13 protein-coding genes are annotated in these 12,517 nt (G+C 70.3%); 6 read left to right on the forward strand and 7 right to left on the reverse strand.

Annotated features, from left to right (window positions below; genetic code table 11):
- Window positions 1-20 precede the first annotated feature (20 nt).
- The 4 genes from DQW85_RS17760 (at window position 21) to DQW85_RS17775 (ending at window position 3,840) form a co-directional block, all read left to right on the forward strand.
- Window positions 21-977: a carbohydrate ABC transporter permease gene (locus DQW85_RS17760; protein ID WP_240197245.1), complete on the forward strand. Its 957-nt coding sequence runs from the start codon at window positions 21-23 to the stop codon at window positions 975-977.
- Complete coding sequence (locus tag DQW85_RS17765; RefSeq protein ID WP_113701412.1) at window positions 970-1,782, forward strand: carbohydrate ABC transporter permease; 813 nt, start codon at window positions 970-972, stop codon at window positions 1,780-1,782. Before DQW85_RS17760 ends, DQW85_RS17765 begins: the two co-directional genes overlap by 8 nt.
- A 42-nt stretch (window positions 1,783-1,824) precedes the next feature.
- Entirely contained in the window at window positions 1,825-3,000 is a 1,176-nt protein-coding gene (locus tag DQW85_RS17770) for a Gfo/Idh/MocA family protein (protein ID WP_113701413.1), read from the forward strand.
- 318 nt (window positions 3,001-3,318) lie between these two features.
- Window positions 3,319-3,840 (forward strand): hypothetical protein, encoded by a 522-nt coding sequence (locus DQW85_RS17775; protein WP_113701414.1) that lies wholly within the window; start codon window positions 3,319-3,321, stop codon window positions 3,838-3,840.
- A 25-nt stretch (window positions 3,841-3,865) separates the two neighbouring features.
- Here the strand turns inward: DQW85_RS17775 and DQW85_RS17780 are convergent, their stop codons facing one another.
- From DQW85_RS17780 to DQW85_RS17810, 7 genes are all read right to left on the reverse strand, one after another.
- Window positions 3,866-4,948 (reverse strand): SPFH domain-containing protein, encoded by a 1,083-nt coding sequence (locus DQW85_RS17780; protein WP_113701415.1) that lies wholly within the window; start codon window positions 4,946-4,948, stop codon window positions 3,866-3,868.
- A 2-nt stretch (window positions 4,949-4,950) separates the two neighbouring features.
- On the reverse strand, window positions 4,951-5,382 hold the full coding sequence (locus tag DQW85_RS17785; RefSeq protein ID WP_113701416.1) for an NfeD family protein: 432 nt from the start codon (window positions 5,380-5,382) through the stop codon (window positions 4,951-4,953).
- Window positions 5,383-5,456: 74 nt separating this feature from the next.
- A complete protein-coding gene (locus DQW85_RS17790) occupies window positions 5,457-6,671 on the reverse strand; it encodes a L,D-transpeptidase (protein WP_240197246.1) in 1,215 nt (404 codons plus the stop codon).
- Window positions 6,672-6,821: 150 nt separating this feature from the next.
- Entirely contained in the window at window positions 6,822-7,925 is a 1,104-nt protein-coding gene (gene fahA / locus DQW85_RS17795) for a fumarylacetoacetase (RefSeq protein ID WP_113701418.1), read from the reverse strand.
- Complete coding sequence (locus tag DQW85_RS17800; RefSeq protein ID WP_113701428.1) at window positions 7,922-8,710, reverse strand: hypothetical protein; 789 nt, start codon at window positions 8,708-8,710, stop codon at window positions 7,922-7,924. Before DQW85_RS17800 ends, fahA begins: the two co-directional genes overlap by 4 nt.
- Window positions 8,707-9,876 (reverse strand): homogentisate 1,2-dioxygenase, encoded by a 1,170-nt coding sequence (locus DQW85_RS17805; RefSeq protein WP_113701419.1) that lies wholly within the window; start codon window positions 9,874-9,876, stop codon window positions 8,707-8,709. The genes DQW85_RS17800 and DQW85_RS17805 overlap by 4 nt, the downstream gene beginning before the upstream one ends.
- Window positions 9,877-9,954: 78 nt before the next feature.
- Window positions 9,955-10,584, reverse strand: a complete 630-nt coding sequence (locus tag DQW85_RS17810) for a helix-turn-helix domain-containing protein (protein WP_113701420.1) — start codon at window positions 10,582-10,584, stop codon at window positions 9,955-9,957.
- An 82-nt stretch (window positions 10,585-10,666) separates the two neighbouring features.
- Here DQW85_RS17810 and DQW85_RS17815 point away from each other — a divergent pair, with 82 nt between their 5' ends.
- On the forward strand, window positions 10,667-11,263 hold the full coding sequence (locus DQW85_RS17815) for a hypothetical protein (protein WP_113701421.1): 597 nt from the start codon (window positions 10,667-10,669) through the stop codon (window positions 11,261-11,263).
- A gap of 39 nt (window positions 11,264-11,302) precedes the next feature.
- Entirely contained in the window at window positions 11,303-12,430 is a 1,128-nt protein-coding gene (locus DQW85_RS17820; RefSeq protein WP_113701422.1) for an NAD(P)/FAD-dependent oxidoreductase, read from the forward strand.
- The last annotated feature ends 87 nt before the right edge of the window (window positions 12,431-12,517 follow it).

The raw sequence follows: 12,517 nt of genomic DNA on the forward strand, positions 1-12,517 counted from the left end.
GAGACGTGAGTGCTGGAGACGTGAGCGCCGGAGAAGTGGGCACGGTCGAGAGGGCGGCGGTCACCGGGAGGGTGGCCGCCCGCCGCGCCCGTCGCCGCGGGTTGCGCGACCGCGAGTGGCTCTGGGGCTATGCGATGATCGCGCCGCTCGTGCTCGGGCTGGGCGTGTTCTACCTGTGGCCGGTCGCGCAGTCGGTCTACTACAGCTTCACCGAGTGGACGCTGTTCGGCGACGCGACCTGGGTGGGGCTGCGAAACTACGAGCGGCTGTTCGCCGACCCCGCCAACGCCAAGGCGCTGAAGAACACCTTCCTGTACGGCGGGCTGAGCCTGCTCGGCATCCCCCTGTCGATCGGGGTGGCGGCGCTGCTCAGCACCAGGGGCCTGAAGCTGGTCTCGTTCTACCGGACGCTGTACTTCCTGCCGGTCGTCACGATGCCGGCCGCGGTCGCGATGATCTGGTCCTGGCTCTACAACGGCGACTACGGGCTGATCAACTACCTGCTCTCCCTCGTCGGCATCCGCGGCACGTCCTGGATCGCGAACCCGTCCACCGCCCTGTACGCCATCGTCGCCGTGGGCATCTGGACGCAGATCGGCTACAACGCCGTCATCTTCATGGCGGGACTGCAGTCGATCCCGGACCAGCTCTACGAGGCGGCCGCCCTCGACGGCGCCGGCCGGGTCAGGCAGTTCTTCAAGGTCACCCTGCCACTGCTGTCGCCGAGCGTCTTCTTCGTCTCGGTGCTCGGTGTGATCAACGGCCTGCAGATGTTCGACCTCATATACCTGCTGTTCCGCAGGGGCAATCCCGCACGGGAGGAGACGCAGACCGTGGTGTCGCTCTTCTTCACGCGAGCCTTCGAGGAGGGCGCCAAGGGCTACGCGGCCGCCATGGCCGTGGTGCTCATGGTCATCACACTGGCGCTGACCGTCGTCCAGTTCCGCATGCAGAAGAGGTGGGTGCACTATGCGTAACGGTCGCCTGTGGCCCGTCCACCTGGTGCTCGCGGTCGGGGCGGCGGCGATGGTGACGCCGTTCTTCTGGCAGGTGCTCACCTCGCTGAAGACCTTCACCGAGTCGACCAGGATGCCGCCGGTCTGGATCCCGTCGTTCGAGTGGTCCAACTACGCCGAGATCTTCGACGAGAGCCCGTTCCTCCGGCAGTTCGGCAACACCGTGGTGATGACCGCCGGGCGGACGCTGGCGCAGCTGCTCTTCTGCTCGCTGGCGGCGTACGCCTTCGCCCGGCTGCGCTTCCCCGGCAGGAACGTCGTCTTCATCGCGCTGCTGTCGGTGCTGATGGTGCCCGGCCAGCTCTTCCTCATCCCGCAGTATCAGATCATCCAGGGCCTGGGCTGGCTCAACACCCTCCCCGGTCTGATCGCGCCCGGCATGTTCAGCGCGTTCGGCACGTTCATGATGCGGCAGTTCTTCATGACCCTGCCCCGCGAGGTCGAGGAGGCCGCCCGGCTGGACGGCGCGGGCCCGCTGCGGATCTTCTGGAGCGTGATGCTGCCGCTGGCCAGGCCGGGGCTGCTCGCGCTCGGCGTGCTGACCGTACTGTGGTCGTGGAACGACCTGATGTGGCCGCTCATCGTCAACACCGACCCCGAGCAGATGCCGCTCTCGGCGGGCCTGTCTGCCCTGCAGGGCGAGCACATGACCGACTACCCCGTCCTCATGGCCGGATCGCTGATGGCCAGCGCGCCCATCGTCGTGCTATTCGTGATCATGCAGAGGCAGCTGATCCAGGGCATCGCGTTCACCGGCTCGAAGTGACATCGCCGGTGCGGTCCGCCGTACCGCTCTGAAAGGACACACGTGGAAGACCTGCGCATCGGAGTCGTCGGTCTCGGTCTCCGTACCAGCCTCGCCCTCACCGCGCACAGGCCCGGCCGGGGAGCGGTCGTGACGGCGCTCTGCGACTCCGATCCGGCAGTGCTCAAGCGCCAGGCCGGCCTCTTCGAGGCGGCGTTCCTGACGGACGACCACCGGCGCCTGCTCGACCGGGACGACGTCGACGCCGTCATCGTCATGACGCCCGACGACACCCACGAGCGCGTCGCGATCGACTGCCTGGAGGCGGGCAAGGCCGTCTACCTGGAGAAACCCCTCGCCATCACCGTGGAGGGCTGCGACCGCGTCCTGCGCGCCGCCCGCCGTACCGGGACCAGGCTGTACGTCGGGCACAACATGCGGCACATGGGCGTGGTCCGGCTGATGCGCGACATCATCCGGCGCGGCGTCATCGGCGAGCCCAAGACCGTCTGGGTGCGCCACTTCGTCTCCTACGGCGGCGACTACTACTTCAAGGACTGGCACGCCGACCGCACCCGCACCACGGGCCTGCTGCTCCAGAAGGCGGCACACGACCTCGACGTGATCCACTGGCTCGCCGGCGGCTACACCACCAGGGTGAACGCCCTCGGCGACCTGATGCTCTACGGCGACCTGCCGCGCCGCGAACCCGGCACGCCGAGGCCGGAGGGATGGCTGCGCGACTTCGACTGGCCGCCCACCCGGCACACCGGCCTCAACCACGTCGTGGACGTCGAGGACGTGTCGGTGATGAACATGCGCCTCGACAACGGCGTCATCGCCGCCTACCAGCAGTGCCACTTCACCCCCGACTACGTGCGCAACTACACGGTGATCGGCACCGAGGGGCGGCTGGAGAACTTCGGCGACCGCCCCGGCGACACCGTCAAGGTCTGGAACACCGGCCCCACCGAGTACCGCGCCGACGGAGACGTCGCCTACCGGGTTCCCGACGCCCACGGCCCGCACGGGGGCGCGGACGCGGCCATCGTCACCGAGTTCGTCAGGTTCCTCAGGGAGGGCGGGCCCACGGACACCTCGCCGGTCTCCGCCCGGATGAGCGTGGCGGCGGGATACATGGCCACGATGTCGCTGCGCGACGGCGGCATGCCGTACGACGTCCCGCCCCTCGACCCGGAGCTGGTCGCGTACTTCGACGGCGGCCAGGTGACCGGCTGACTCCTGGATGGGGCTCCAGGACTGGAAACACCGTTCTAACTGTGCAACACTGTTGCAGGATTAGAACATGGTCGGTCGAGGAAGACATCAGCACAACGAGATCAACGCGGCGCTAAAGGCCATCCGCGCGATCAACAGCACCTTCACCGTCGAGGAGGATCACAACGGGCACCGCTGGGGGTGGATCACTTGCGCGTGCAAGGACGCTCCGTTTGCGATCAACAGCACGCCGCGCAATCCCGGCGTCCACGCAAAGCAAATCCGGAGATGGGCTGGGCGACATGGCATGTGCGTGAGCGGCGATCGAGAGGAGACCTCATGACTATCTGGGACTTTCGGGTCATGCTCAACCGGCAGCCGGACTCTGCCGAGTTCGATCAGCTCATGGAGGCCGGAATGGATGACTGTGCGCTGGTCGGAGGCTCGGAGCCATACTTCATGTGCGATCGTGAAGCGGGCAGCCTCCTTGAGGCGATCATGTCCGTGCTGCTCCAGATCAGGACCGTCGACGGGCTCTGGGCCGTGGGCGTGGGGCATGACGACGCGGTGACGCTGGGCGACGCGGCGCGGCGGCATGGCGGGCGGACGCAGGCCAGCATGCGGCAGCTGGCGAGCGGCCAGCGGGGGCCCGGCGGGTTCCCGCCGCCGCTCGTCGAGGCCGACAACATCAGCGTCTACTCCTGGGGCGAGATCTCCGAATGGCTCCGCAGCCGGATGGGCGATGACATCCCGCGGGTCGACCGCGACATCGCGCTGGCCGACGCGGCTGTCAAGCTGGCCTGCCGGGCGCGGGCCACGCATCGGGAGTCCCAGGTGCGCCGCCTGCTCGAAGTGGCCTGACCGCCTTCGGGCGTGCGGTGTCCGGCTACCGTTCCTGGCGGTCCTTGTCGGTCTCGGGGTTCAGCTCGGGGAACGGCGACGGCTCGGGTGTGCCCGGGGCGAGCTGGCGGGGGCCGTTGGGGCTCTCCGCCTCCTGGGCGTCCGCGACCGCCTCGGCCGCCGCCTCCGCGGCCTTGGCGATCTCCTCGTCCATCTCCGCGCTCTCCGGGATCTCGTCGCGGGTGGCCGTGGACCTGGGCAGGGCCTCGGTGAACGCCTTGGAGACGCCCTGCAGGGCCGAGGTGACCTCGCTCGGGATCACCCAGAAGGTGTTGCCGGAGCCCTGCGCGAGCTGGGGCAGGACCTGCAGATACTGGTAGGCCAGCAGCTTCGGGTCGGGGTCGTTGCGGTGGACGGCCTGGAACACCTGGTCGATGGCCCGCGACTGGCCCTCGGACTCCAGGATGGCGGCGGCGCGCTGGCCTTCGGCCCGCAGGATGCGGCTCTGCTTGTCACCCTCAGCCGTGAGGATCTGCGACTGGCGCTGCCCTTCGGCGTTGAGGATGGCGGCCCGCTTGTCGCGCTCGGCCCGCATCTGCTTCTCCATCGCGTCCTTGATGGTCTTGGGCGGGTCGATGGCCTTTATCTCGACGCGGTTGACGCGGATCCCCCACTTGCCGGTGGCCTCGTCGAGCACGCCGCGCAGTTGGCTGTTGATGGTGTCGCGGGAGGTGAGCGTCTTCTCCAGGTCCATGGAGCCGACCACGTTGCGCAGCGTGGTGACCGTGAGCTGCTCGACCGCCTGGATGTAGTTGGCGATCTCGTAGGCGGCCGCCCGCGGGTCGGTGACCTGGAAGTAGAGGACGGTGTCGATCTCGACGACCAGGTTGTCCTCGGTGATGACCGGCTGCGGGCGGAAGGACACGACCTGCTCACGCAGGTCGATCATCGGGTAGACGCGGTCGATGTACGGGATGACAAAGTTGAGTCCGGGCTTGAGCGTCCGGTGGTATCGGCCGAGGCGTTCGACGTTGCGCGCTCGGGCCTGGGGAACGATCCGCACGGCCTTGAGCACGGTGATCATCGCGAGGACTATGACGAGCAGCCCGACCACCAACAGCGGATCCATGATCACTCCCTGGGGTAAACGAGGGCTGTGGCCCCTTCGATCTCAATGATGTCGACGGTCGCCCCGGTGGGGATCACCAGGCTCTCGTCGTAGGCGCGGGCGGACCATTCCTCGCCCCCGATGCGGATCCTGCCGTCGCGCCCCGTGACCTCCGAGACGACGTAGGCGGGCTTGCCCAAGAGGGCCTCCACGCCGAAGCGCTGAAGTTGTGGCTGGCGGACGTGGCGTACGGCGATCGGCCGGACCACGAACAGGCCGGCGGTCGAGGCCAGGGCGAACACCAGCAACTGCAGGGGAACGGGCAGGCCGACCGCGGCGCCCGCCGCGGTCAGGAGAGCGGCGGCACCGAGCAGCCCGAGCGAGGCGGTGAGGGTGAAGATCTCCGCTACGCCGAGGACGATCGCGAGGATCACCCAGATGATCCATTCATCCATGCTCCGGCCCTCCTGACAGGACAACGGGCCTGTGTGCGCGACTGGTTCCCCCCACCTCCTACGGTATCCCCGATTCACCGCTGTGGCAGGGGCGGAGACGGTGTAGATCGCATCTCGTCGCGGGCCGGCGCCGGGGTGCGCAGCGCGCTGCCGAGCACCCAGTCTTCCCACGAGAGCTGCCAGAATCCCCAGCCGTTGTCCCACGCGAGCTCGCGGTCGGTGCCGGTGATCGTCACCGGGTCGCCGCGCAGGGAACCGGCGTAGAACCAGGCCGCCTGGTCGGGCCGGGAGTTGATGCAGCCGTGGCTGACGTTGACCGTGCCCTGGGCCCAGAGGTTGTTCTTGGCGTGCACGTACTCGCCGCTGTTGGAGATGCGGACCGCGTGGTCGATCATCACGTCGTAGTAGCCGGGCTCGCCCTTCTCACGGCCCGGGGAGACCATGCGCACGGGGTTGCCCTTGTCCATGGTCAGGTGGACGCCGCTGGTCGTGGTGTATTCGCGGGTGGTGGCCATGCCGGCGCTGATCGCCATGCGCTGCGCGACCCTGCCGTCGCGCCGGACCACCATCTGGTGGGTGCGCGTGTCGACGGTGCTGGTCTGCTCGCGGCCGACGGCGAAGGTGAACGAACGGTCGGCGGTGCCGTACACGCCGGGGGCGGAGCGGACACCGGCAAGGTGGGCGGTGACCGTGACCTGATGCCGGGCGGGCCAGAACTCCTTGGTGCGGTAGATCGCCTGCGTGTCGCCGACCCACCGCCAGGCCCCCTCGACCGGCTCGGCGGCGCCCGCTCCTTCCTCGACCGGCTTGGCGGCGCTGGTCCCCGGACGGTCGTCGCCGGGCGCCCGCCGCGCGGCCGTCCGCACCTCCAGCGCGCGCTCCACGGCCGCCTTGTCGCGCACGGGCGTGTCGAAGTTGAGGATGATCGGCATGCCCACCCCCACGGTCTCGCCGGGCAGCGGGACCGCCGAGGCGACCCCGAACGTGTGCCCGGGCTCCCGGGTGCGGAAGCGGCCCACGGCCACCGTCGAGGGGGCGCCGGGACGCGTGGCGGTGGCGGTCACCGTGTGCTCGGCCCCCGGTTTCAGCGCCCAGTCGGAGCGCCAGGTGGTGCGGGCCGCGTCGAGACGGCCGGGCACCGGCACGCCGCCCGCGTACGCGAGCACGCTGGCGAGCGTGCCCCCTCGCGCCTTGACCACCATGCCCCGGTCGGTGCGGGCGTCCTTGGCGTCGAAGGCGGGCCAGACGCGGACGGCGGGCGGCACGGGCGGGGGTGGCTGCGCGGTCACCGAGCCGCAGCCCGCGGTCGAGACAACACTCAGAACGGTGACAACAAGGGCAACGTGAAGGGCCACCGCCGCGCGCCGCATCTCACTCCTGCTCTCCTGGAAGGGAAGACCAGGGTATCGAGGAGTGATGACACAAGCACGCTGGGTGATCTACACGATGGTTCCGGAAACCTCCCCCAAAGTGACGTCCCCGGCCGTCGCGCGGATGGTCACGGTGTCGCCGTCCTCCAGGAATGTCCTGGTCTCGCCGCTCGCCAGCTTGATCGGATCGTTCCCGTTCCAGGTGAGCTCGATGAGGGAGCCGCGCTCCTCACGCCGTGGCCCGGAGATGGTGCCGCTGGCGAACAGGTCGCCGACGCGCAGCGAGGCGCCGTTCACGGTCATGTGGGCGAGCATCTGGTCCGGCGTCCAGTACATGCCGGAGTACGGCGGGCGGGAGACGACCTCGTCATTGATCGACACCTCGACCGTGATGTCCAGGCCCCAGTCGTCCCGCCTGCGCAGGTAGTCGAGGGGCTCGGGGTCCTGCGCGCGGCCGGGGATCCGCGGCAGCGCCTCCAGCGGCGTGATCCACGGCGAGATGGAGGTGGCGAACGACTTGCCCAGGAACGGCCCGAGGGGGACGTACTCCCACGCCTGGATGTCGCGCGCGCTCCAGTCGTTGACCAGCGTCACCCCGAACACGTGGTCCTCGAACGCCCCGGCCGGGGATCCGAGCTCGGACGGCACGCCGACCACGAATCCCAGCTCGGCCTCGATGTCGAGCTTGGCGCACGGCCCGAACACGCCGGCCTTCAGCTGTCCGCGCGGCCGCTTCACCGGCGTGCCGGACACGACGATCGTGCCGGACCGGCCGTGGTAGCCGACGGGCAGGTGGCGCCAGTTGGGCAGCAGCGGCTCGGCGTCAGGCCGGAACATGCGGCCGAGGTTGGAGGCGTGGTCGAGCGAGCAGTAGAAGTCGACGTAGTCGCCCACCTCGATGGGCAGGTGCATGGTCACCTGGTCCAGCGGGATCAGGTGGGCCCCGGTGACGGACAGGTCGCCGGTCAGCTTCTCCTGGATCAGCGCCCTGGTGTCGTGCCAGGCGGCACGCCCCCGGGCCATGAACGGGTTGAGCGTGGGGGCCGCGAACACCTCGTCGTGCAGCGCGGCGGCCAGGTCGAGCACCCGGTCGCCGTAACGCACCCCCACTCTGGGCGCCTGGCCCTGCCGGGAGAACACCCCGTAGGGCAGGTTGGCCACTCCCCAGCTCACACGTCCTCCTCGATCAGGCCGAGCGCCCGCAGGTCGGCCACGGGGGCGCTGGTGTTGCACGAGCCGTAGCTCACCAGCAGCCGGCGGGCGCGCTCGGCGGTGTCGGTCGGCACGGCGAGCGCGAACTGCACGATGCGGCCCACGTCGGTGGTGCGCAGGGCGACGGCCGGGTCGCGCTGCTCCACGGCCTCGCAGGTGGCCAGCACCAGATTGAGGAACCCGTGGCGGTCGACGCCGAGCGAGGGGTCGAAGTGGCGTACGGCGTGGTGCAGCCCGGCGGTGGCCTTGAACGGGATCCCCCGTTCGACGCAGGACCGGATGAACGCCGCGAGGTGCTCGACCGGCGGGAAGGCGTCGGCGCTCAGGCCGCCGCAGCGCACCTTCAGCCCGACGCCGTCGGGCACGTCCCCGGTCACCCGCCGCGCCGGCACCTCGACGAAGAGCCGCACGTCCGGGGGCAACCGCCCGGCCAGCCGCCGGGCCAGGGCGCCGACCGACATGTCGTCCGGCAGGCGCATCTCCACGATGTCGACCGGAAGGTCCTCGAAGGGCGGGATGTCGGGCACGTCGATGATGAGGCCGATGCGCTGGGGCACGAAGCTCTCGCGGCGCAGGCCGTCGAGGCGGCTGGCCGGGCACAGGAAGCGGTGGGTCAGCACCTGGCTGCCCCGCTCCTGGTCGCGCCGGTGGCGGGCGAGCGCCTCTTCCATGTGCAGGGACGTCGGCGGGAACAGGCCCGCGTCGTCGACCAGTGCTGTGTAGAGGTTCGCGGTGCGTACGCTCATCGTGACCACGTCCAGGCGTATCCGGGGTCCTCGCAGGCCAGCGCGGCCTGGCCGAGGTCGAGCGGCCGGAAGGTGTCGACCATCACGGCCATCTCGCTGGTGGTGGTGACGCCACGGGCGACCGCGTCGATGACCGCCTCCACCGCCCCGGGCTGCGGCCCGTGGGTGAAACCGGCCGGGTGCAGCGAGACGGAGCCGATGTCGATGCCGGACCCCTTGCGCGCCGTGTAGTCGCCGCCCACGTAGAACATGAACTCGTCGGAGTCGACGTTGTGGTGGTTGTAGGGGATCGGCACCGAGTCCGGGTGGAAGTCGAGCGGGCGCGGGCAGAACGAGCAGACCACGAACCCCGGCCCCTCGAACGTCTGGTGCACGGGCGGCGGCGCGTGCGTCTTCTTCACGATCGGCTCGAAGTCGTCGATGTTGAAGGCGTACGGGTAGAGGTAGCCGTCCCAGCCCACCACGTCGAACGGGTGGTTGCGGTAGACCAGCCTGGTCAGCCCGCCCCGGGTGCGCACCAGGACCGGCACCTCCTCGCCCTCGACGGTGTACGGCTCGGCGGGGGCGCGCAGGTCGCGTTCGCAGTACGGGGCGTGTTCGAGGAACTGCCCGTACTGCGACAGGTAGCGCTTCGGCGGCCTGATGTGCCCGGTGGCCTCGATGGCCAGCACGTTGACCTGCCCCTCGGGCACCCAGCGATGGATGGTGCCGGTCGGGATGACGACGTAGTCGCCCTGCCCCGCCTCGATGACGCCGTACGTGGACTCGAACCTCGCCCGCCCGCTCTGCACGTACACGCACTCGTCGCCCATCGAGTTGCGGTAGAGCTCGCTCGGCTGGTCGCTGGTGGCGTACGACAAGCGGACGTCGCCGTTGGCCGCGAGCGTCATGCGGCCGGTCACGAGGTCACCGGCGCTGCGCAGTTCCTGGGTGCGGAAGTGGCGCGGGGAGAGCGGAACGTTGGGCTCCAGGCGGGTCTCCGCAGTGGGGGTGACCGCCTCCGCCTTGACGATCGCCGTCGGGAGGTGGCGGTGGTAGAGGAGTGACGAGTCGGACGAGAAGCCCTCCTCGCCCATCAGCTCCTCCGCGTACAGGCCGCCGTCGGGCCGCCTGAACTGCACGTGGCGCTTGCGGGGCACTTCGCCCACGACACGGTAGTACGGCATACCGCCTCCCAGCCTGTCCGTTTATCGGACACTTGCGTCCTCTATATGTAAATACCGTCGTCCATTGCCTCGGAGATGTCAACCCAGCGCGTCGGCCAGCTCCGCCGCCGCCTCGACCACGCGTGTGCCCGCCGTCTCGTCCAGCGGGCCGAACGTCACCACCCCCACCGACGCCTCCAGCCATGGCAGCCCGGTCACCGGCGCGGCGATGCCCCGGGCTCCCTCCTGCAACTGCCCCTCCGTCACGAGATAGTCGGCCCGCCCCTCCCGCAGCGCCAGGATCGCCAGGCCCGCCGCGCCTTTCGTCAGCGGATGGCGCGAGCCCTCCCGGTAGGCCACGTGCATGTGGGTCCACGACGGTTCGACCACCGCCACGGCCAGCCCGTCGTCGCCCTCGGCCACGGTCAGGTGAGCGGTCGCGCCCACCTGCTCGGCCAGCCGCCGCAGCGCGGGCAGCGCCGCCGCGCGCAGCAGCGGTTGCACGGCCTGGGCCAGGACCAGCACCCCGAACCCCAGGTGCACCCGGCCTTCGGCGTCACGCCGTACGAACCCCTCGCTCAGCAGCGTGGTGAGCAGGCGGTAGACCACGGGACGGCTGAGCGACAGCTCGGCGCTCAGCTCGGTCGGTGTGCGCCCGCCCTTGCCGTCGGCGAGCAGTCTGAGCAGGCGGAGCCCGCGCTCCAGTGTCTGGGCGGATTCGGCGGCCATGAACCGATTATCTATGCGTGAGGCCGAGGTAACCCTCCGCGCCGACGGGGTAAGAAGGAGGGAGGCCGACCGGGGGGTACAGATGCGGACAATCCTCACCGCTGTGCTGCTCGCGTGCGCCGTGATCCCTGGAATGTCACCCGCCCACCGCGTCCCCAGGCCCGACCCGCCGCCCGCCCACGTCGTGGTCGACACCTTCTACGTGACCGTGGGCATCGAGGTGCACGACCGGCTGGTGCCGTACGAGGACGACGTCGCCGTCGGCGCCACCACCCTCGCCCCCGGGGTCGAGCTCGACAGGGAGGGCAACCTGCGCGGCAGGCCGCAACGCCCCGGCGTCTTCGCCACCCCCGTCCGGCTCTGCGACAAGGGCCACTGCGTCGAGCAGCGCGTCACGGTGATCGTCTACGACTACGTGAGCTGGAGGCCCCGCCTGCTCACCTTCCTGGGCAGGGTGGGCATCCGCCTGGACGGTGAGATCGGGGTCGACGGCGCACCGACCGGGGTGCTGCCGACGTACACGGTGACCAACGCGAGCAAGCTCCCCCGCGGCATCTCGATCGGCCCCGACGGGCAGGTGGGCGGCATCCCCATCCTGTCGGGCGTCTCCCGGGTTCCGGTGCGGATCTGCGTGGCGGGCAACTGCTCGGGCGTGGTCGTGACGGTGATCGTCGTCTGACCCTTGCGGCGGGCAGCGCGCAGCGGACACGGTGGTGCCATGAAAACGGTCATTGTGGTCGGAGCGGGCATCTGGGGGGCGTCGCTGGCGTTGCGGCTGGCCGAAACCGGCTGGCGGGTCACGCTGGTCGAGCAGCACCTGCCCGGACACGTACGGCAGGCGAGCGCGGGGGAGACCCGGCTGCTGCGCTGCTCCCACGGCATTGACGACTGGTATGCCCGGATGGCCTGGAAGGCGCGGGACGCCTGGCGGCGGCTGGGCGAGCGGGCCGGGGAGGAGCTCTACCATGAGGCCGGCCTGATGTGGTTCGCCGGCACGCCGGACGGCTGGGAGAGCGCCAGCGCCCGAGTCCTGAAAAATCTGGACATTCCGTGTGAGGTACTGGATCCGGCCGACGGCGCCCGGTTCTTCCCCGAGTTCCGCGGCGACGACCTCAGCTTCCTGCTCTGGGAGCCGAACTCCGGCGTGATCCGGGCCAGGAGGGCGACCCAGGTGACCGCCAGGCTGGCGGCGGCGGCCGGGGTGCGCCTGGTGCGGGCGCGGGCCGTGCCCGTGACAGGGGAGGCCGCGCCGTACGAGTGCGCGGTCGACCTGGGCGGCGAGGTGCTGCGTGCCGACCGGGTGGTGTGGGCGTGCGGCGCGTGGCTGCCCGAGCTGTTCGACACGCCGCTGACCGTGACCAAGCAGGACACCGTGCACTTCGCGGTGCCCGCCCCGTGGACCACCCCGGGCGTCCCCGCCTGGGTCGACTACGACGCCTCCGCCTACGGGCACGGCGACGTGGACGGGGTGGGCATGAAGGCCACCTCCGACGCGCAGGGGGTGCCGTACGAGCCGGAACACGGCGAGCGGATCGTGGACGCGGCCAGCGTGGAGCGGAGCAGGGGCTACCTGCGGCGCAGGTTCCCGTCCCTGGCCGGGGCGCCGGTTCTCTTCAGCCAGGTGTGCCAGTACGCGCTCACCCCAGACACCGAGTGGATCGTCGCCGAGACGTCTCCGGGGGTGTGGCTGCTCGGCGGCGACTCCGGTCACGGCTTCAAGCACGCGCCGGTGCTGGCGGAGTACGTGGCGGGCGTGCTCGACGGCGGTTACGAGCCGGAGCCGAGGTTCGGGCTGCATGAGCGGGTGCCCGCGCGCGGGCTGCGTACGAGGGGGGACATCCGGTAGGGCCCCGGACGTCCCGCAAGGCGGGGACATCCCTTAGGGCGGGGGGATCCGGTTGGGCGGGGGGATCCGGTTGGGCGTCAGTCCGGA

The sequence above is a fragment of the Nonomuraea lactucae genome, from assembly GCF_003313395.1.
Taxonomy (GTDB): domain Bacteria; phylum Actinomycetota; class Actinomycetes; order Streptosporangiales; family Streptosporangiaceae; genus Nonomuraea; species Nonomuraea lactucae.

Coding starts and splice junctions, on each gene's coding strand:
- DQW85_RS17815 (WP_113701421.1), top strand. CDS start 10,667: ATGCGGACAATCCTCACCGCTGTGCTGCTCGCGTGCGCCGTGATCCCT.
- DQW85_RS17805 (WP_113701419.1), bottom strand. CDS start 9,876: ATGCCGTACTACCGTGTCGTGGGCGAAGTGCCCCGCAAGCGCCACGTG.
- DQW85_RS17765 (WP_113701412.1), top strand. CDS start 970: ATGCGTAACGGTCGCCTGTGGCCCGTCCACCTGGTGCTCGCGGTCGGG.
- DQW85_RS17785 (WP_113701416.1), bottom strand. CDS start 5,382: ATGGATGAATGGATCATCTGGGTGATCCTCGCGATCGTCCTCGGCGTA.
- DQW85_RS17775 (WP_113701414.1), top strand. CDS start 3,319: ATGACTATCTGGGACTTTCGGGTCATGCTCAACCGGCAGCCGGACTCT.
- DQW85_RS17800 (WP_113701428.1), bottom strand. CDS start 8,710: ATGAGCGTACGCACCGCGAACCTCTACACAGCACTGGTCGACGACGCG.
- DQW85_RS17820 (WP_113701422.1), top strand. CDS start 11,303: ATGAAAACGGTCATTGTGGTCGGAGCGGGCATCTGGGGGGCGTCGCTG.
- DQW85_RS17780 (WP_113701415.1), bottom strand. CDS start 4,948: ATGGATCCGCTGTTGGTGGTCGGGCTGCTCGTCATAGTCCTCGCGATG.
- DQW85_RS17810 (WP_113701420.1), bottom strand. CDS start 10,584: ATGGCCGCCGAATCCGCCCAGACACTGGAGCGCGGGCTCCGCCTGCTC.